This is a genomic window from Bacteroides salyersiae WAL 10018 = DSM 18765 = JCM 12988 (genome assembly GCF_000381365.1).
Lineage (GTDB): Bacteria > Bacteroidota > Bacteroidia > Bacteroidales > Bacteroidaceae > Bacteroides > Bacteroides salyersiae.
The window spans coordinates 2,387,259-2,406,979 of the sequence record NZ_KB905466.1 but is presented as its reverse complement, the minus strand read 5'-3'; the positions used below and the strand labels follow the sequence as shown (position 1 = coordinate 2,406,979).

The 19,721-nt window shown below is 43.9% G+C and carries 13 protein-coding genes; 3 read left to right on the top strand and 10 right to left on the bottom strand.

Going from position 1 to position 19,721, the window contains the following annotated elements:
- Nucleotides 1–22: 22 nt before the first annotated feature.
- The 6 genes from HMPREF1532_RS09010 to HMPREF1532_RS08985 form a co-directional block, all read right to left on the bottom strand.
- Entirely contained in the window at nt 23–1,738 is a 1,716-nt protein-coding gene (locus HMPREF1532_RS09010; RefSeq protein ID WP_005927998.1) for a phosphodiester glycosidase family protein, read from the bottom strand.
- A 4-nt stretch (nt 1,739–1,742) separates the two neighbouring features.
- Complete coding sequence (locus HMPREF1532_RS09005) at nt 1,743–3,782, bottom strand: DUF6259 domain-containing protein (RefSeq protein WP_005927996.1); 2,040 nt, start codon at nt 3,780–3,782, stop codon at nt 1,743–1,745.
- 37 nt (nt 3,783–3,819) lie between these two features.
- On the bottom strand, nt 3,820–5,583 hold the full coding sequence (locus tag HMPREF1532_RS09000; RefSeq protein WP_005927993.1) for a RagB/SusD family nutrient uptake outer membrane protein: 1,764 nt from the start codon (nt 5,581–5,583) through the stop codon (nt 3,820–3,822).
- Between the two features lie 12 nt (nt 5,584–5,595).
- Nucleotides 5,596–8,910 (bottom strand): TonB-dependent receptor, encoded by a 3,315-nt coding sequence (locus HMPREF1532_RS08995; RefSeq protein WP_005927989.1) that lies wholly within the window; start codon nt 8,908–8,910, stop codon nt 5,596–5,598.
- A 15-nt stretch (nt 8,911–8,925) separates the two neighbouring features.
- Entirely contained in the window at nt 8,926–9,963 is a 1,038-nt protein-coding gene (locus HMPREF1532_RS08990) for a FecR family protein (RefSeq protein WP_005927987.1), read from the bottom strand.
- Between the two features lie 66 nt (nt 9,964–10,029).
- Nucleotides 10,030–10,602 (bottom strand): RNA polymerase sigma factor, encoded by a 573-nt coding sequence (locus HMPREF1532_RS08985; protein WP_005927984.1) that lies wholly within the window; start codon nt 10,600–10,602, stop codon nt 10,030–10,032.
- A gap of 282 nt (nt 10,603–10,884) precedes the next feature.
- Here HMPREF1532_RS08985 and HMPREF1532_RS08980 point away from each other — a divergent pair, with 282 nt between their 5' ends.
- Complete coding sequence (locus tag HMPREF1532_RS08980) at nt 10,885–11,661, top strand: endonuclease/exonuclease/phosphatase family protein (protein ID WP_005927981.1); 777 nt, start codon at nt 10,885–10,887, stop codon at nt 11,659–11,661.
- A gap of 34 nt (nt 11,662–11,695) precedes the next feature.
- On the opposite strand, the gene HMPREF1532_RS08975 is transcribed toward HMPREF1532_RS08980, so the two are convergent.
- The 4 genes from HMPREF1532_RS08975 to HMPREF1532_RS08960 form a co-directional block, all read right to left on the bottom strand.
- Nucleotides 11,696–13,096, bottom strand: coding sequence for a sugar porter family MFS transporter (locus HMPREF1532_RS08975; RefSeq protein ID WP_005927977.1), 1,401 nt, complete (start codon nt 13,094–13,096; stop codon nt 11,696–11,698).
- Nucleotides 13,097–13,105: 9 nt separating this feature from the next.
- Nucleotides 13,106–14,197 carry a DUF4434 domain-containing protein gene (locus HMPREF1532_RS08970; RefSeq protein WP_005927974.1) on the bottom strand — a complete coding sequence of 364 codons (1,092 nt, stop codon included), beginning with the start codon at nt 14,195–14,197 and terminating at the stop codon, nt 13,106–13,108.
- Nucleotides 14,198–14,574: 377 nt separating this feature from the next.
- The gene (locus HMPREF1532_RS08965) at nt 14,575–16,074 is read right to left on the bottom strand and encodes a butyryl-CoA:acetate CoA transferase (protein WP_005927971.1); all 1,500 of its coding nucleotides are present in this window, start codon (nt 16,072–16,074) and stop codon (nt 14,575–14,577) included.
- Between the two features lie 35 nt (nt 16,075–16,109).
- Nucleotides 16,110–16,466 (bottom strand): hypothetical protein, encoded by a 357-nt coding sequence (locus HMPREF1532_RS08960; protein ID WP_244266416.1) that lies wholly within the window; start codon nt 16,464–16,466, stop codon nt 16,110–16,112.
- Nucleotides 16,467–16,813: 347 nt separating this feature from the next.
- Here HMPREF1532_RS08960 and miaB point away from each other — a divergent pair, with 347 nt between their 5' ends.
- Both miaB and HMPREF1532_RS08950 read left to right on the top strand, forming a co-directional pair.
- The gene (miaB, locus tag HMPREF1532_RS08955) at nt 16,814–18,187 is read left to right on the top strand and encodes a tRNA (N6-isopentenyl adenosine(37)-C2)-methylthiotransferase MiaB (RefSeq protein WP_005927965.1); all 1,374 of its coding nucleotides are present in this window, start codon (nt 16,814–16,816) and stop codon (nt 18,185–18,187) included.
- Between the two features lie 91 nt (nt 18,188–18,278).
- Nucleotides 18,279–19,382, top strand: a complete 1,104-nt coding sequence (locus HMPREF1532_RS08950) for a glycoside hydrolase family 88/105 protein (protein WP_005927962.1) — start codon at nt 18,279–18,281, stop codon at nt 19,380–19,382.
- Nucleotides 19,383–19,721 lie beyond the last annotated feature (339 nt).

Genomic DNA, 19,721 nt, shown 5'->3' with positions numbered 1-19,721 from the left:
ATTATTTTGATTTTGTTTTTTGTCATTGTATCATTAATTTAGCTATCCTGTTGAATGTTTTATCTGATAAGGTGATTATATAAAAACCTGAGGTCAACGATTCTGTGGGCAGTACTGTCGGTGTATTGCCGTTTTTCTTGTATTCGAAACGATGGATCAACCGCCCGGTGGTACTGTAGATGCAGACAGTACCGCTTCCGTTGAAATCGATATAGACCTGGTCTCCTGTTCTTGCAGGATTGGGATATACATCGATAGAGCCGGTGGCAGTTGAAGCGATTCCTGTGCCGGAACCGTTTACGGTAACAAGTAAAGTTGTGGTCAATTCACCTAATGAAGCAGTTAGGGGGTGAGTACCTGTACCGCTACATAATACGGTAGTACCGTTTTCTTGTACTTCTCCCAATTCGGTACTGCAGGAAAGAGTTATTCCTTTCACGTTTGTATCGATGAGCAATCCTTGTGCGTTGTAGCCGTATATCACTGGAGAGTAGTAACTGTTCTGTTCCGCTTTTTTCGCATAATCGGCAAAGCGGATTTGAGCTATTTCCTTATCTGTAGTGGCAGGAGTTGTAATGAAAAGGCCGTTTTTTACAGCTCTCAGGCTTCCTTCGCTCGGCGTGTTGATAACGCCCAGTTCCTTGACATACAGGGTAGAGGAACCTCCTCCATCAAAGTTCAGCGCTTCCGTACACCCCAGATTGAGTAGTATTGCAGCCAGATCTTTAGAGGGTACACCGACCGATACTCCCGGTTGACGACCGTCGACAACAAGTAGTATTACCTTTGTTCCATCAGTGTTGTAACCTATTGCCGTACGAGGCTCACGATTGACCAGGTGATCCAGGGAACCTTGTGTTTCAAGAATCTTTCCCTCTTGAAGTAGCATCGGGCATCCGCCACACATGTCTGTGATGTCTGTTGTTGCCACATTATCGAAATAAATGGTCGGGGTAACTTCGAACTCCTCGCCAAGTTGCATCTTGGTCAGCGTATTGGTCGTAAATCCTGTTCCGGAAAGTACGAACCCATTTTCCGGAATCGCCATATTGCCGACATCTTTTACCGGTGCAACCGTTACGCGCATCCGGGTAGTTCCTTCTGATTTCAACGGGCCGTCGACAGCTACGGCACCGACCTCTACTCCTGCCCCTTTGGTACCCGTAGTGCTGCCTTTACGAGAAGTATACAATATCATCTCATTGTCACTGCGTACGGCATTAACGGCTTTGATGGAAGCCTGTCCGGCGTTTGGCGAGACTAATTTGAAAGTAGTATAAGGAGCACCGGAATGAAGTTTTTTATCTTTGTCAATACCTATTGCATACCATCCGGTCCCCTTATAACTTTTATACATCTCTCCGTTCGCAGCCGTAGTACCGACAGGCCCCATACCACCAATGAAGTCGGCGTTTACACCGGCAAAATAGATGTTTTCCGGATCATTATGGGACGCCGGCATGTTCGGTACGGTTACATTGCTTGTCAGATTATCCTTTCCCATTATCAATTTCAAGTTCACATTCGGATCGGTCATGTCCGTGGTTGTATAGAATACACGTAACTTCACCGGGCCTTCCAGCATCAAAGTTGTCTGGGTGGTACCGGGGCCTATCACTACATGTGACAATGTGTCTACACGATATTCGACGTTTTGCAATTTCCAGGTGGTGGAAGCAAAAGAGCCGAACGGGATGCAACTCAATAAAAACAATAGTAAAGAATAGCTGTTTTTCATGATTCTATAAATTAATTCGTATGCCTTGCAGGGCTTTTACAGTCCGTTTTTTATTATTGTCGGGCAATATTATTTCATGGTCCACGCTGTCCATGTTCACGTAATATTGTACTCTTTGACCTTTCGGAGAAATCCATTCGGAGCCGGCTACCACATTCATTTTGCCGAATCCGTGAACGTCGGTTATCGGATTATCCCCTTTCGGGATGATCTCCTTTACATATCTTCCTCCTACAAAAACATCGTGTTGCTTTTTACGAAGCACCGAGAGTGTTTTTAAAAAGTCGGCTTCTCTTTTGGCTTCCTCCTTCATTAAAAGCGTAGGATCTACCCAACCCAACTGTGAACCGTACAGAAAGCATTGCATGGTCTGATACAGGAAGTCGCCACGATTTACTCTGTCGGTAGGCGAATAGGTATATGCCGATGTGATAAGTCTGTCGGAATAGACCATTGGGAACAAAGGTACTATCTTACAACCGTTGTGGGGTGAATTGACCGTGAGCAACAGATCGAACATGTCGATGTAACATTCTGCATTCTCTTCGCTGATTAAGATATTTCCCGGTTCCAGGTGATAGGTGCGGAGTGAATCCATCAGATGGCGGTAAGATTTGTGCCAGTAGTCACCTCCGCCCCGGGCATGTCCGTGATTGGTGGCCCAACAAGGCTGGGGAGCGGCGGCAGCGATCTGGTCAATATAAACTCCATTGGTTTTCAGTTCTTTCTGGATTTTAATGACAAGATCGGTAATGATCCCTTGCCACAGTTTGGATGCGGGGCAGGTGACGGAGTTCAGTACTTTGGATGTGGGATAAATTTCGGTATAGAGCGTTCCGTCCGGTTTCCGGCATGAAGCTGAGGCACCATTCAGGGCAGCATAACTGTCGCTTGCGGGATCCCACAACCGCCCGTTGATATAAGGGACGGTGTGGCAACCTCTTTCCCGGACTTCGGCTATCATCTCGGCAAAATCCGTTTTTGCGGGGAAGTAGTCCGGATAGTGGGTGTCATAAGGGTGATGATGCCAGAAGTACCAATGCACGAAGGTGTTTTTGCCATATAAATCGATGGCTTTGTTTACGGCTGTCCGTACGGTGTCATTCACTCCTTTGGCTCTGATCCAGGTATCGGTATCTAAGAGCCATTGAGGGATGTTGCGCGATGCTAACGGTTTGCTTCCCCATTCGGTGGTAAACGTAAAAGGACGATACCATTTCGTTGCTGCATCCTGCCATCCGAGATGGGAGTATCCGATCACTGTCGGCCACGGAAGGGTAAAGGTCTTGCTTGTATGGTCCGACCATCCTTCGGAGGCTACAATGTCTGTTAAGAGAGTTACGCTCTTATCGCCCACTGCGGCTCTGAAATCTTTGCCGCAGGCTTCTCTGTCCTCGGTAGCATAATATACTGATCCGTCGGGGTTGTGAAGAAGCAGGAGTTGCATGGAACCGGTCACCGAGGGATAGCTGGAAGTATATACCTGCGGGTTACTTAGGTTATACTCTGCACCCCAACCTGCCGAGGTGATCAACTTGGCTTTATCGGGACGGGTTACCGTGATACGGGGGAATTGCGTATTACTTACCAGCCATCCATCCGGAGTGCCCGCTTGAATATCCCAATAAGCGAGTTCCGAATCGCCGGGAAGGGAAACGGTCATTACTACCGGAACCAGATCTTGGTAAGTAAGCCGCATGTTCCATTTGAAGGCAATGGCGACATGTCCGTCCTTCGTTGTCTTTGCCCATCCGGCATACTCGCCGTGAGAGGGGAAAAGTACCGGGTTTTCTCCTTGCGGTCCTTTGTAGGTAAGCGTCCAGGGAACGGTATTGTATCCTTTGCTCAATACTAATTCTTTTCCGTTAAGTGTCAGCTTTGAGATGTCGAAAGCTTCCCCTTTGGGAAATTCCACTCTCACTTTGCTGTTCCGGAGTGTTAGGGTCGAGTCGGTTTCGGTCACTTGCGTACCACTGGCTTGGCCCCACGCTGTAGTAAAGCTTGCGAGAGAGACAAGAATAGATATTAAACAACTTTTCATCATGATATTAAATAGATTACTGGTATTACAAAATTTAGATTCAATATTCGGGATTGGTCAGATTCGGATCACGGTCTGTCTCAAGACGTGGAATAGGCCACCATGTAAATCTTGAAGCCCAGAATCTGTTTTTATCGCGCACCCTGAGTTTATCTTTGTAGCTTTCATAGGAAGGAACATCGTTCAGGTCGTGACGTTCGTCCGTTTTGAAATTGGGAATATCGGTAGCTTCCAGCCCTTCGTATCTGATGTCGGTTTTGGGTTGTCCGTAAGAAGGATGCTCGTTCAGCATATCACTGATGCCCCAACGGCGGACGTCGACGAACAGTAATCCTTCAAGTGCTAATTCGACTTTGCGTTCACGGCGTATCAATTGGCGCATTTTAGTTTGATCTCCTTTTCGATCGGTGGATACATCCGGCATTCCGACACGTCCGCGCACTTCATTGATGGCAGAGTACACCGATTCGTCCAGTTCGTTGAGTTCTATCTTGGCTTCGGCATACGAAAGGAGTATTTCGGCATAGCGCATCAAGATCAGATTGCTTGAAGAACTCATCAGTTGTTCTGTGTTCTCATCGGCATATTTACGCCATAAATACCCTACTCCATTGTTGACGAGCGATGGACTGGTGGTGGTTACATCCACATTCTGAGCAGTATACCAGGCATTTCTACGAGGATAGAACCGGGTTTTATCATCGTATATGTTGAGAACGAGTTTCAATGGATTGTTGCCGTCGGTATTGGTATAATTTATGGTGTCGCCATGACCGGCCAATGTTGCATTGAAACGGGGATCCCTGTTTCGTGTGGGGTGTTTCGGATCATAAAGTTCCGATTCGTCGATACGTTTGCCGTCGATGCATTCATAGGTATCTACGATTAAGGAACTGGGGAAACGTACTGATGAGCCATAATTACGGGATGAATGCCCGTAACCTACGGTATGCAGTTTTTTTGTTCCGCTTGTGGAATACATCAATTCCCATAGCAGTTCATTTCGGACATCGCTTTTGGCCTGACCGGTTAAGTTGAACAGGTCGGAGAAGTTGGTAGCCAATTTGCGTTTTCCAATCACTTTTTCGGCGGCATCCGCAGCCGTTCTGAAATATTCGCTGCCTTTATTGTTGACATTGAAACTTCCGCCGAACAGGCCGATGCGGGCTATCAGACCATATGCTACGGCTTTATCTACGCGTCCCCGTTCAGTCCCGGTCCAAGGAAGATAGTCGGCGGCGTCATTAAGGTCTTCGATCAGAAAATCGATAATGTCTCCTTTGGGGGTACGGCCCGATTGGTATTCGTCTATGGTAACGGGAGCCGTAAAGAAAGGTACGTCGCCAAATGCCGATACGAGGTTGTAATAGGCATATGCTCTGAGTACACGCGCTTCGGCATAATATTGCCGGGCTGCATCACTCATCCCTGCAACGGCATTTTTGGCACCGTAAATTACAGAGTTAGCGCGGGCGGCTATCGCATATTCTCCGGTCCAGAAGGCTTGAATTTTACCATTATCGGGGTTCAGTGTTCCTCCTGCTCCGATCGAGTTGTTTTCGTCTTGCTCGAGTCCGTATGCAGTGTAATGATCAAGAACGATACATGCGGGTACCGACCAGTTCATGTCGAAATACAAAAGGGAATAAATTCCTGTAACGCCCTCTTTTAATCCCGCTTCGGTGGCATAGAATCCTTCGGCATCGTATGCAGGGTTCTCCTTGTCGAGGAAATCGGCACATGAGGAAAGTCCTATGACGGTAAGAACTGTGGCAGTTAAGTTATATAATAATGTCTTTTTCATCTTTCTGGTGAATTAAAATTCTACATTGAGTCCGAATATAAATGTCTTGTTTAGCGGATAGCAGCTTGCACCTGATCCGATGCTGTTTTCCGGGTCGAAACCTTCGTAGAAGTTATTCTTTACCGTAAACAGGTTTTGTGCGCTTGCATAGATTCTAACTTTGGATAGGGTGGCTTTCTGTGTCCATCTTTGTGGCAATGTGTATCCTATCACTATGTTTTTCAAACGGCAATAAGCCCCGCTTTTTACCCAGAAACTCGATATCATATTATTGGGATTTGTCCCGTTGGGATCTTCGAGCAATATCGGGAATTTGGCGTTTGGATTGTCTTCGGTCCAGTAATCTAACTGGTATTTGTAAATCGTATAATTGCCCGATAAAGCACGTGCGCCGGCACCGGAATAATATACGTCTCTTTTACCTACTCCTTGGAAGAACAAGGAAAAATCGAGTCCTTTCCAGTCACCACCCAATGTCAGTCCGAATTCATATCGGGGAGTGGGGTTTCCGAGTATTGTACGGTCGTAACTGTCTATCTTTCCATCGGGTACTCCTTCCGGGCCACTGATATCTTTATATTTTATATATCCCGGTTTTACATTGTCGGGATTACCACCGTATACGGGAGAATTGTTGATTTCTTCCCGGCTTTGAAAATAACCGTCGGCCACATATCCGTACCATGAGTTGTATTGTTCGCCTTCTTGGGTAATCGTTGTAGTACCTACATATTCTTTTCCATATAAATCGGTTACTTCATTTTTTACATCGGAAAGATTTCCTTTGATGTAATAGTTTAAGTTGCCCACCCGGTCTTGCCAGGTTAATGAGAGCTCCCAGCCCTTGTTGCGCATCGAACCGGCATTCTCCCATGGAGCGGTCATACCGACGAATAATGGAACAGGAAACTGTTGAAGCATGTCGGTGATGTCTTTTATGTAATAATCGAAAGTTGCGTTGAAACGGTTATTAAACAGGCCGAGATCGAGACCTGCATTAATTTGTTTCGACTTTTCCCAAGTGATGGCTTCGTTCGCCAACTGTATTTGTGCAACACCTGACGCCAACTCTTTGTCGAACCAGTATCCGTAGCTCGTTGCACTGCCTATGGAGGAAGCGTAAGGATAATAACCACTGATAGCCTGGTTGCCCAGTTCGCCATAAGAGGCTCTTATTTTCAGATTGCTTACTACGCTCTTTGCCGATTCAAAAAAGTTTTCTTCGGATATTCTCCATCCGGCAGATACCGAAGGGAAGAACCCCCAACGATGTCCTTTCTTGAATCTTGAAGTACCGTCATACCGGCCGTTGACTTCCAGTAAATATCGGTCGTCATAGGCATAGTTTATTCTAAAGAAATACGATAACATGGCCCATGCATATTTGGAGCTTGAATTGGAGGCTGTGCTGATATCTCCGTTTACCAGTTCTTCGTATCCGTCATAATAATAATTCTTACGACCGGCCAACAGATAGCTGTAATTTAATTCTTCACTTTGAAATCCGACTAATGCTTTTAGGTAGTTCTTATGGAAATTTTTCTCATAAGTACCTTGCAGGTTGTACTGTTTGGTAACGGTTTTTGTTCTTTGCTCCGATTTGGATGAACCGGTAGTCGGGAATTCTCCTTTGGATACACCATTTTCATATACTTGGTAAGGTTTTACAAAAGCGTTGGTTTCGCCATCTGCACGTTTCCATGTATAGGCTCCGAAGATGTTGAATCCGTCGAAAGGATCGATGGATAGAGTGGTTCTTGCCGTATATTCGGGGGCGGTGCTGTTCGTTACACATCCGTTCCGTACCATAGCGATGGGATTAGTACCGTTAATGCCGTATCCCCATGTGCCATCGGCGTTGATACCGGACATGATAGGGGTCATTGTCAATGCTTTACCGATAATGTTGGCGGCAGTATCCATTACTGGTGATTTTGCCGTTGACTGCCGTATTCCTATGTCTACTCCGAGCTTCATCCACTTGTTTACTTTTGTATCGGTGTTGACACGTAAGGAGGTCCGTGTAAATTTGTTATTATCAATCAATCCGTCCTGTGCATAGTAACCGGCTGTGGCGAAAAGTTTGGTTATATCATTTCCTCCACTGATGCTGAGCGAGTAGTTCTGAATCAATGCTGATTCTTTAATCACCTCGTTACGCCAGTCTGTGTCGTAATAATTGATATTATCTACTCCGCCGTTTTGGTATATGTCGATGGTTTGGGTGTATAACGGAGCTTGGTCTGCGTTGGCACGTGCCACGTCTACTGCCTGCATATATTCTATGGCACTTGTAGGAGTAGGCAGGGTTGTTGGTGTATTGAATCCGGCATAACCGTTGAATGTCAGTTTCACTTTTCCCTCAGAGCCTCGTTTGGTAGTAATAAGTATCACTCCGTTTGAAGCTCGTGAACCATAGATAGAGGCAGAAGCTGCATCCTTTAGTACTGTGATCGATTCTACAGAGTTTAAGTCGATACGGTTCATGTCCCCCTCCACTCCATCGATTAATACCAATGGAGAGGTTGCCGAATTGAGAGATCCTAATCCTCTGATCTTGATAGAGGCATTGTCTGCTCCCGGCTGTCCGGACGACTGAATCGCGGTAAGTCCCGGAATAACACCTTGTAGAGCGGCGGAACCGGTGGATACATTACGTCTGAGGATGTCTTCACTATTTATGCTCTGTACGGATCCTGTAAGGTTTATTTTTTTTTGTGTACCGTAACCCACTACTACTACATCGTCAAGAATGACATCGGAACTTTCCAAGGTTATATTCTTTGTTTCGGATTTGCTGACCTTTACCTTTATCGGCGTATAGCCTATATACGTATACGTCAATGTGGTGGGTTGGGTTAGTTGCAATTCATAGTTACCGTCTAAGTCTGTAATGGTTCCTATGTTGTTGGTCGATATGATAGAGGCGCCTATCAACGGTTCTCCGTCACTTCCTTTCACTTGTCCTCTGATTGTAAAAGTTCCGGATGTCGCTTTCGGATCGGATATTTGAGATGTTTTTTTCGACAGGATGATTTGTTTCGGACTTTTGATAACATATGCAATCTCCGTGTCTTTGAGGAGACTGGTAAGAATCGTTTCAATAGATTTGTTGTCTATTTTAAAATTTACTTTCTTGTTGAAATCCGGTAGGTTCTCTGCGTAAAAGAACTTGTAACCGGTATTTCCTTCAATGACTTTGATTGCCTGAGCGATCGTCTTGTTCGTAATATTAACCGAATGCTGTGCGTTTGCCGGGTGGGCTATAGTCAATAGCAGCCCAAGCACACATGACGATATGAGCATCTTTAAATGATAGTTCTTCATAGGTTTTTGTTGTTTCTAATTTGATTTTTTCTGGTCTACAATTGTTATTTTATTTTTATGAGATGATACGGTTATGACAGAGTCGGTCATTGTATATGTAAGCGGGTAACTCAGGCTCATTATATACAGGACATTGTTTAATGAGTTGTTCTGGATTGTTCCCGTGAATTTCATGTTTTTTAATTTGGTGTCGTCAATGCAGATTTTTACATTATACATTCTTTCCATCGTCCGGGCGATGGAAGATAGGGGTTCGGCTTCGAAAACAAGTTGTCCTGTTCTCCAATAGTTGGCAACCGATATGTCATCTACTGTTGATGATTGGATGGTCTGTTGTTTCATATGGTAAGTGGCAACTCCGTTGGGAAGCAGCGTTACGCTTTGTTCATTATTGAAAACTTTCACTTTCCCTTTGGCAAGAGTCGTAGTGATAACACTGTCGGCCGGATATGCTTTCACATTGAATTCAGTGCCTAAGGCTTCTATCTCCACTCCGTTGCATGTTACGACGAATCTTTTATCCGGATTTTTAGCGACTTCGAAATAGGCTTCACCATTGAGCGTTACTACTCGTTCTTCGGAATTGTAATTACCTGCAAATGATATTTTCGATGCGGAATTCAAGTGTACTATGGTACCGTCTGCCAGACGCATGCTTCCTTTTTGTCCCGGTTCTACTTCGAAAGTATAGATATTGCTTTCTATCTTATCCTTGTGTCCTGTGAAATGATCGTATAGCAGATAGGAAGCAAAAGCTGAACATAGAATAACGGCAATTGAAGCGGCAATTCTCGAAATAGAATAAGACCTGTGTCGGATAGTAAGTGTTGGGGCCGGTTGAGGCGTTGCTTCTTCTATCTTCGACCGTATTTCATTCCACATCTCGTCTTCGAGAGAAGCGTCAATCTTCTCAGAGGCATTTTTCCATGCTTCCCTGCTGGTTTGTTCGGCATCTTCCGAATTTATCCACCTGGCAAGTTCGGTGCGTTCCGATGTAGAGGAAGAGCCTGTGAGCAGATTGGTGACTAAATGTTTTATGCGTTCTATATTCATTTTCTGTTGTTATTTATAATATATATCCACAGCACCCATAAAAGGATTACAAGAAAATGAAATATTTTAGAATTTAGTTGAAGTAATGATTAAAAAGACCATAAATATAGGGCCTATTTTGGATTTTAAGAAATGGATGGTACGATGTATTTGGGTAGAGACCGTCTTCTCGGAAATAGATAACTTCTGTGCTATTTCCTTGTTGGACAATCCATTACTCCATCTCATCAAGAATATCCTGCGGCGTGCTTCCGGAAGTTCTGCCAATAATGCGAGAATTTGTTGTTCTATCATGTCACGTGAAAGATTTTCTTCTATTTGTGGTTCTTCTGCTTCTTTTATCTCTTCCTTTATTCGATCGGTATAATTCCTAAGGATATTTAAACGGCGTATTTCGCGGAACAGCAGATTCCGGGAAATGGAATATATGTATCCTTCGATATTACCGTTCGGGTCAAGTTGTGACCGCACTTCCCATAATTGAAGGAATGTGTTCTGGGTAATGTCTTTTGCCAAATCCGGATCATATATAAAAGAATTTATATAATTGAAAACCTTTCCTGCATAAGCTTTATATAGTGATTCAAAGGCTTTCATATCACCGGAAATGAAGGAGTTTATATTATACAGTTTACTCATGAAAAAATTGATGTGTGGTTATCCTCTGCTTTTGTATATTTCAAATATACCATTTATTTCGGTTACAGTCAAGTGGGTTAACGGATTTTGTTTGCTCTCTCTTTCTTTTTAACTTTTACTTTTCGGCAGTTTTAAAATTGTATTAATCTTCAATATGGCCGGTTGTCATAAAGTGTGATTGCCTGTTTATCCGCTCATATTTTCTTTCTTGTTAATAAACCGCAATATTTGTCACTGAAAAAAAATATAAATGATATATTTGTTGCCTAAACAGATTGTACCATGAAAAACTTATTTCTTATTTTTATTCTCTTATTTACTTTAGACCTAAATGCTCAAGATACATTAAGACTTAAAGTCATGACTTATAACTTGAGATTCGGAGAACTTGCAACTATCGATCAATTGGCTGAACATATTAAAGCTTTTCACCCTGACTTTGTGGCGCTTGAGGAGGTAGATGTAAATACTCAGCGGTCACTTGCTCCCCATCAGAACGGCAAAGACATGCTTTCCGAATTGGCGGGAAAAACCAATATGTTCGGTCTTTACGGGAAAACCATTCATTTCAGTAATGGTTATTATGGAATAGGAATACTTTCCAAATATCCTTATATAAACGTTACTAAAATAGCTTTACCCAATCCTCGTCCGGAGATTGAACCCCGTGTCCTTCTTGAAGCTCTGTTCGAAGTAGGGAAAAAAGATACCATCTGCTTTGCAGCCACCCATTTGGATGTAACGGATGAAAAGACTCGTGAATTGCAGGCAGAATGCATTACCGATCATTTTAAAAGTTCCCCTTATCCTGTGATTATCGGTGGAGATTTTAATGCGGAACCCAACTCCGGGGTCATAAAGAATATAATGACCCGTAATTGGTTTGACGCTACTGACTCGGCTCCGACTTTTCCTGCCTGGAATCCGGAAGTGAAGCTTGATTACATCTACGCCCGTCCTAAAAAGGGGTGGAGGCTGATAAGAACTCAAGCTGTTCAGTCGCTGTTGTCCGATCATCTTCCTATTGTCGCAGAGCTTGAATACATACGTGAACAATAATTTATCGATATACCTTCCATCCGTTGACCGATGATTACTTGATCCAATTCTTCTCGATTTCTTCAAGGCTTTTTCCGGTTGTTTCCGGAACCAGTTTCCATATAATCAGCATGTAGGGGATGCACATACCTGCGAAAATCAGGAAAGTACCGGCCGGAGTGATTGTCTGCAACATCCAAGGGGTTAATTGTCCGATAAGGTATGTTCCGATCCAGAGTGAGAAGCCGGCAATGGACATAGCTAGGCCCCGGACTTTGATCGGATACATTTCGGAAAGGAGCACCCAGATGACTGCGCATATCGATATGGCACAACAGAAAATATAACTTAAGAAGAAGACAAGTAATGCAATACTCGGTATTCCTAATTCTGCCCCTTTGATAAAATAGAATGCGATGAGTATCAGCGAGAGTATCATGCCCGATACACCGTAATATACCAGCTTTTTTCGCCCTACTTTATCAATGATTACCAGAGCTAATATAGTGGTGAGCATATTAACCGTTCCTACCAGTACCTGGTAAAAAAGGGAATCGCCGTTGGATAAACCGCTTTTTTCGAAAATGGACGGTCCGTAATAAAGTACTGCGTTCACTCCCATGAATTGTCCTAAAATGGCGATGGCTACTCCGATCATTACAGCTTTGAGTATGCCGGGTTGTAATAGCATGGCCCATTCTGATTTCGATTCTTTACCGATGACCTGACGGATGGCATTTATCTGTATTTCGGATTCATTCTTGCTGCCATAAATTCGTTGCAGAATGCGACCGGCTACGACGTCCTTATTCCGAAGAACCAGCCAGCGCGGACTTTCGGGAATAAAGAAAATGATCAGGAAGAAGAGTAATGCCGGAACAGTTTCGAGCCCTAACATACCTCTCCATATTTCATCTGAGAATATCTTAACGATCCATGGATAACCGGACTGGGCGGCGGATTCTGCTCCCAACATCAATTGGTAATTGGCCAGGTATGCACCTAAAAAGCCGACAGTGATAGCTAATTGATATAGCGATACCAATCGTCCACGATACTGGGCAATCGATACTTCGGATATATATAGCGGAGAGATAATGGAAACGATCCCAATGCCGACTCCTCCGATGATACGGTATACAACCAACTCGTTAAAAGATGCTGATAAGGCGCATCCTATGGCAGAGGCGGAAAACAGGATAGCCGAGAGGATCATGGTATTCTTTCGGCCGGCTTTATCACTAAGGACTCCTGCGCAGGCAACTCCCCCGATGGAACCTACCAATGCACAACCGACATACCATCCTTCTTGCAGGGTGGTTAATCCGAACTGTTGGGATACTTGTGCAATGGTTCCCGAAATAACCGCTGTATCGTATCCGAATAGGAAACCTCCCAAGGCGGCTACAATCGATAGAAATAGGATATATCCTATATTTGTTTTTGATTCGTTCATTTCCGTATATTATTTAATATCAAAATATTCTTTATAGCGGTTGTACAGATGGCCTGCCTGAAGATAGGCTGATTGCGGACTCATAAAATGAGAAAATTCGAATGTGATGGCTTTATCGTATCCGGCTCTTTGGGCGGCTTCGAGCTTGAGCCGTAACTTGTCGAATTTGATCGGGAAGAATTTGATCGGCATATCCCGGTCGAAAGATTCGGCATTGGTCCAGCATTTCAGCCCGTATTTATCGGCCAGCCTTTTGTTGACTTCAAAGAAAGCGTCGAGTTCATTATAGTCTATCTGACCGTCTTGGAAGGCGCAGGCGTCTACTACGTCACTGATTCCGGCAAAAATTTCATCCCACTCTTCTTCATGTTCCTTTACCGAAACATATTCTTTCTTGGTCAGTATCGAGCTGGATGCCTGCACGGCTTTTTTCCCATCGATCCATGGAGATATGAATGTAGGTAATCCATTCGATATATCTTTGCATTGTTTTCCTAATGCATGAAATGTTCCGATTGCCCCTTTGGTCTTTCGGCTGATTTCCGTACTGATATACCATCCTTGAAAGCTTTTGTATTTCTCTCCATAGTTTTTCCATACCTCATCGATTACATGTTTGTTGTGTTCTATTTCCCAGGTAAGGTCGTTCGTGTCCCAATATTTTCCGGAGTCATACAGGCCGAAATAAAATTTCATGCCATATTTATCTGCCAGTCTCAGATACATATCCAATAGATCGACTGAAGGTTTGTAGCACCCTTGCCCGATCAGATATTCGGAGGGATAGGTGATAAATTTACGATATCCTGATCGGATCATGATGACGGTGTCTATACCAATTGCTTTCATATGCCGGAAGTCAGCATCCCATTCTTTTTCTCCCCAATTTTGGTGGGGGATGTCATGGGATATCTCGTCCAGGAAAGTGCCGGTTATTTTTAATGCATTGTTTTTGGGGACAATGAGTCTGCTCCGGATTTCATCAGTTGGCGTTTCTTCTCTTTTGGAGTTGCAGGAAGACAACCATGACGGTAACGTAATGGCGGCAGCACTTGCCAATGCTGATTTCTTCAGAAATTCTCTACGATTGTTGCTTTTCATATTCTCTGGTTTTTCTATTTGGATTCTGCTATTTATCTTGGTTATCGGGAATTGTCTGTATTCCTAATAAGGAGTAGTAGCCGGACACGTGTCTATGTGCTTTTCCGGATTACCCTTGGCAAACAAGGGGCTAAAATCATTAATTAGCTAATAATGTATCTAATGTGGGAACAAATAAAATAATAAAATTATAATAATGCAAGCATTTAATTAAATATTTTATTAAATAGCCCTATAATGTCACTTCGCTAATAAGAATTATTGAAGATGTATTGGGAAGGGGGAGTATATAAAATAAAACAACGGCATAAATTCGTCTTGTTATAACTTTGAATTTATGTCGTTGTTTCTTAAATGATGTTATTGAACGGGCGCTGTTATTTAGTGTACTCTGCCCAATTTATGTTTCTCATGTCACCACTTTTAGATAGTTCGGCATGCATACCCAACGATGCTTGAATACAATGAGGAGTCTGTGCCTTGTTGCCTGCCAATTTGAGATAATCCCAAAGAATTTGTTTGTAGTCCGGATGAGCACAGTTTTCAATAATAGCTTGCGCACGTTCTTTCGGGCTCTTGCCACGCAGGTCGGCTACTCCTTGTTCGGTGATAACGATATTCACAGAGTGCTCACTATGGTCGAGATGAGATACCATCGGAACAATGGCACTGATCTTGCCTTCTTTGGCAACAGACGGACAGGTGAAAATGGATATATAAGCATTGCGGGTGAAATCTCCCGAACCGCCTATACCGTTCATCATCTTTGTACCACCGATGTGGGTAGAGTTGACATTGCCGTAGATATCGGTTTCGATAGCTGTATTAATGGAAATGATACCCAAGCGGCGAACGACTTCCGGACTGTTGGATATTTCTGAAGGGCGGAGAACCAGCTTGTCCCGGAAGAAATCCATATCATCATAGATACCTTGCAGGCAGTCATTGGTAACGGTCAGCGAGCAGGCGCTACCAAATTTAACACGACCGTCGCGGATCAATCCGATAACGGAATTCTGAATCACTTCGGTGTACATTTCGAAAGCCGGAATCGTTTTGTCACGTCCGAGGGCTCCCAATACTGCATTGGCTATATTGCCTACCCCCGATTGCAACGGAAGGAAAGTAGATGGAATGATGCCACGCTTCATGTCGGCAGCTAAGAAATCGGCTACGTTCTGACCGATTTTATCTGTCAACGGGTCTGCTTCGGCAAAAGAACGGGCTTCGTCCGGCCAGTTTGTTTCCACTACGCCGATAATCTTCTTCGGGTCTACTTGTATATAAGGTGTACCGATTCGGTCACTGGGTTTATAGATCGGTATTTCGCGGCGATAAGGGGGATCGAGCGGTTCGTATACATCGTGCATTCCCATCATGTTTTTGCTGTGGGCGCTGTTCAGCTCCACGATGATTTTATCTGCCAGACGACAAACGGTAGGAGCAATGCCACCGGCAGCAGTCAGATAAATTTTTCCGTCCGGAGTCACTTCACAGGCTTCGATGATGGCAACATTTACCTTCCCCATGAAGCCGTAACGAACTTCTTGTGCCATTTGTGACAAATGGATGTCATTGTAAGCTATTTCGCCATTGTTCACAGCCTTGCGGAAATCGGAATTGGTGGTGTATGGAGCGCGATAACGAATTGCTTTAGCGCGTGACAGCACACCGTCGCAAGAATCGCCGGTAGAAGCACCTGTAAAAATACCTATCTGGTAAGGGTTTCCTTTTGCATGTTCCGCTTCTGCTATTTTTGCAATTTCCGCCGTAACGGCTTTGGCCGTTCCTGCAGGAGTAAACCCGCTCAGGCCGATGTTGTAGCCATGTTTAACCAGGCTTGCAGCTTCTGCTGCCGAGATAAAATTAAGTGCCATAAAAATCGTATATTTTTCGTGTTAGAATATCTATATTAATATTTTCTTCGAAGTATTTCCGACCAGATGATGGCACGCCTTGCCTCTTCTGCCGAACGAATGGAAAAATCATTTTTGCAAGTTTCCGCTTTTTTGTTTGTTTTGGGTGGTGACGGAGGAGCATAGGTATTTCTTGTGCCTTCTTGAAAAACGGGTGGTTTCGGGGAGGCTGTTACTTGCTCGTAAGTTTTTTCAATAATTACAGGTTCTTCGAATTCGGGTTCATATTCGTATTCCGGAGCAGGCATGGAATTTCTTTTTTCAGACTTTTTGTTTTTTTCTTTATTGAACTGTCTGAAAATTCCAAAAGCAAGAATGCCTGCCACCAAGAGAAATTGCATTACATCTTCCATTGTCTTTTTGGATTGTTGTCCGTTTTTTAGGATTATAGTTCGCCAAAGGTAGTTATTTAATCTGATTAGAGCTAACATTTTAGCATGAAAAAAGGGCAACTTCACAGCTCCCCTTAATTTTTTTAACCTAAACCTTAACTATGAAAAAATCTAATGTTTCTTTCATTGCACAAAAGTGTGAAATAAAATAGAAAGCTCCAAGCGGTAGGTGAAAAAATGTTTGTTTCTTTAACGTAAATTAAAGATTTAGGCTTCAGATACTAACTTAAAGCGTTATTTTTGTTTCAAATTGCTGCTTATTGGGTGTGAAGCTGTATCTTTGCAAGGAAAATTTAAATTATAAAATTATGAACGAGTTAACGGGAGCGGACTTTAAATCCGCAACTGCCGATGACAACAAAAAGTTGTTTATTGAAACGTATGGCTGCCAGATGAACGTGGCCGACAGTGAAGTAATTGCTTCTGTGATGCAGATGGCGGGATATGGCGTGGCCGGATCATTGGACGAAGCGGATGCGGTGTTTATGAACACTTGCTCTATCCGCGATAATGCGGAGCAGAAGATTTTGAACCGTCTGGAATTCTTCCACTCATTGAAAAAAAAGAAGAAGAATCTGATTGTTGGGGTATTGGGTTGCATGGCAGAACGTGTGAAAGACGATCTGATCGAGCATCATCATGTCGATTTGGTGGTGGGACCGGATGCCTATCTGACTCTGCCTGAACTGGTGGCTTCGGTGGAAGCCGGCGAGAAGGCCATTAATGTAGATTTGTCTACTACCGAGACGTATCGTGATGTGATTCCTTCGCGTATTTGCGGGAATCATATTTCCGGTTTCGTTTCTATTATGCGTGGTTGCAATAATTTCTGTACCTACTGTATTGTGCCTTATACCCGTGGCCGCGAGCGTAGCCGTGATGTCGAAAGCATTCTCAATGAAGTGGCGGATTTGGTAACAAAAGGTTATAAGGAAATTACCCTTTTAGGGCAAAATGTAAACTCTTATCGTTTTGAAAAGCAGGACGGTGAAGTGGTTACTTTTCCAATGCTCCTGCGTATTGTGGCCGAAGCGGCGCCGGGCATAAGAATCCGTTTCACGACTTCGCATCCCAAGGATATGAGTGACGAAACCCTGGAGGTTATTGCACAGATGCCTAATGTTTGCAAACATATTCATCTGCCGGTACAGAGCGGAAGTTCGCGTATCTTGAAACTGATGAACCGTAAGTATAATCGTGAGTGGTATCTGGAACGCGTGGATGCCATCAAACGTATAATTCCAGATTGTGGGTTGACTACCGATATTTTCTCCGGTTTCCATTCGGAGACGGAAGAAGATCATCAGGAGTCTCTTTCTCTGATGGAAATTTGTGGTTATGATGCCGCTTTTATGTTTAAATATTCCGAACGTCCCGGCACATATGCTTCCAAGCATCTTGAAGACAATGTGCCTGAAGAGGTAAAAATACGCCGCCTCAACGAGATTATCGCTTTGCAGAACCGTTTGTCGGCCGAATCGAATGCACGTTGCATCGGGAAGACTTACGAGGTGTTGGTAGAGGGCGTTTCCAAACGTTCGCGCGAGCAGCTCTTTGGGCGTACGGAGCAGAATCGTGTGGTGGTGTTCGACCGAGGGACGCATAAAATCGGTGACTTTGTAAATGTGAAAATTACCGAGTCCAGTTCGGCTACACTAAAAGGCGAAGAGGTAATGGCATAAATCTGCCGGTGCAGGAATTTTTATACGAAAATTCCTGCATAAATACCGGAAAGGTTTACCTTTGTCCTGAAAACACTAAAATGATACTACTATGAACAGATTTTTCCTTTCTATCGTCTCCTTGTTGGTCTCGTTATCGATGTCGGGGCAGTTGCCGTTTCAAAAGTCAGAAGTAAAAGAGGTAATGAAGAAAGTGGCCGATTGGCAGATTGCACACCAGAAAGATGTAAAACACGGACCGCTCGACTGGACCAATGCCGCATTGTATATGGGCATGCTCGATTGGGCCGAACTGGCGGAAAAAGAGTCCGGCGACACTTCTTATTATGACTGGCTGGTAAAGTTGGGACGGCGTTATGGCTGGCAACCCGATAAGCGGATGTATCACGCTGATGACATAGCTGTAGGGCAGGTCTTTGTCGATTTATATTGTAAATATAAAGATAGGAATATGTTGTATCCTACACAGGCACGTGCAGAATGGGTCGTTAACCATCCTTCCGACGGGCCGATGGAACTGGATTATAAAAAGCGCGAGACGCTGGAGCGCTGGACTTGGTGCGATGCACTTTATATGGCACCTCCCGTATATGTGAAGCTTTATGTGCTGACAGGAGATAAGAGATTTATCAAATTCATGAATAAGGAGTATAAGGCCACTTATGATCTTCTGTTTGATAAAGACGAACGCCTGTTTTATCGCGATTCCCGTTATCTTACCCAAAAGGAGGCCAATGGTGCGAAAGTATTCTGGGGGCGTGGTAACGGCTGGGTACTTGGAGGATTGGCGGAAATGCTTCAGGATTTTCCGAAGAAAGACAAGAACCGGAAATTTTATGAAGATCTGTTCGTTACTCTTTCCGAACGTGCGGCGAAGTTGCAGAGTCTCGATGGTTTCTGGCATGCCAGTATGCTCGATCCGGCATCTTACCCGTCACCGGAAACCAGTGCTACCGGATTCATCGTATATGCACTGGCTTATGGGATAAATGAAGGCTTGCTCGACAAGGATATCTATCTGCCTGTCGTGGAGAAAGGATGGAAAGCTTTGGTCTCTGCTGTTGAGACGGATGGAAAGTTGGGATATGTACAACCTATCGGGGCTGATCCTAAAAAAGTGACACGTGATATGACCGAGGTATACGGTGTGGGAGCGTTTTTGCTGGCGGGAAATCAGATTTATAAGTTAATATAAATAATTGGCTGATGGGTTAATATATCCATGAACTAACTGGTTACGCTGTTATTATGGAGAGGGGTCGGTTGCTTGTCTTGAAATATTATTATTACGACCGACTGCCTTGTTATTGAAATCCGGTTATTTATACCGGATTTCACTTTGTTTTTACCCCCTTCACCGCATTCACCTTTTTCCATCAAATCCCTTATTTATCGGATGTATAAGGTGAAGGGCACTTCCGGAAATTATGCACTGTGCAAAAGTTCCTTGAAGACAGTTCTTGTATATATTATGCATTGTTTTCACTGCCTGTAAGGACGGTGCTCAGAGACAGTGGGCATCCGGGCTGCAATT

Coding starts and splice junctions, on each gene's coding strand:
- HMPREF1532_RS09010 (WP_005927998.1), bottom strand. CDS start 1,738: ATGAAAAACAGCTATTCTTTACTATTGTTTTTATTGAGTTGCATCCCG.
- HMPREF1532_RS08980 (WP_005927981.1), top strand. CDS start 10,885: ATGAAAAACTTATTTCTTATTTTTATTCTCTTATTTACTTTAGACCTA.
- HMPREF1532_RS09000 (WP_005927993.1), bottom strand. CDS start 5,583: ATGAAAAAGACATTATTATATAACTTAACTGCCACAGTTCTTACCGTC.
- HMPREF1532_RS08985 (WP_005927984.1), bottom strand. CDS start 10,602: ATGAGTAAACTGTATAATATAAACTCCTTCATTTCCGGTGATATGAAA.
- HMPREF1532_RS08995 (WP_005927989.1), bottom strand. CDS start 8,910: ATGAAGAACTATCATTTAAAGATGCTCATATCGTCATGTGTGCTTGGG.
- HMPREF1532_RS08975 (WP_005927977.1), bottom strand. CDS start 13,096: ATGAACGAATCAAAAACAAATATAGGATATATCCTATTTCTATCGATT.
- HMPREF1532_RS08990 (WP_005927987.1), bottom strand. CDS start 9,963: ATGAATATAGAACGCATAAAACATTTAGTCACCAATCTGCTCACAGGC.
- HMPREF1532_RS08960 (WP_244266416.1), bottom strand. CDS start 16,466: ATGGAAGATGTAATGCAATTTCTCTTGGTGGCAGGCATTCTTGCTTTT.
- HMPREF1532_RS08965 (WP_005927971.1), bottom strand. CDS start 16,074: ATGGCACTTAATTTTATCTCGGCAGCAGAAGCTGCAAGCCTGGTTAAA.
- miaB (WP_005927965.1), top strand. CDS start 16,814: ATGAACGAGTTAACGGGAGCGGACTTTAAATCCGCAACTGCCGATGAC.
- HMPREF1532_RS08950 (WP_005927962.1), top strand. CDS start 18,279: ATGAACAGATTTTTCCTTTCTATCGTCTCCTTGTTGGTCTCGTTATCG.
- HMPREF1532_RS09005 (WP_005927996.1), bottom strand. CDS start 3,782: ATGATGAAAAGTTGTTTAATATCTATTCTTGTCTCTCTCGCAAGCTTT.
- HMPREF1532_RS08970 (WP_005927974.1), bottom strand. CDS start 14,197: ATGAAAAGCAACAATCGTAGAGAATTTCTGAAGAAATCAGCATTGGCA.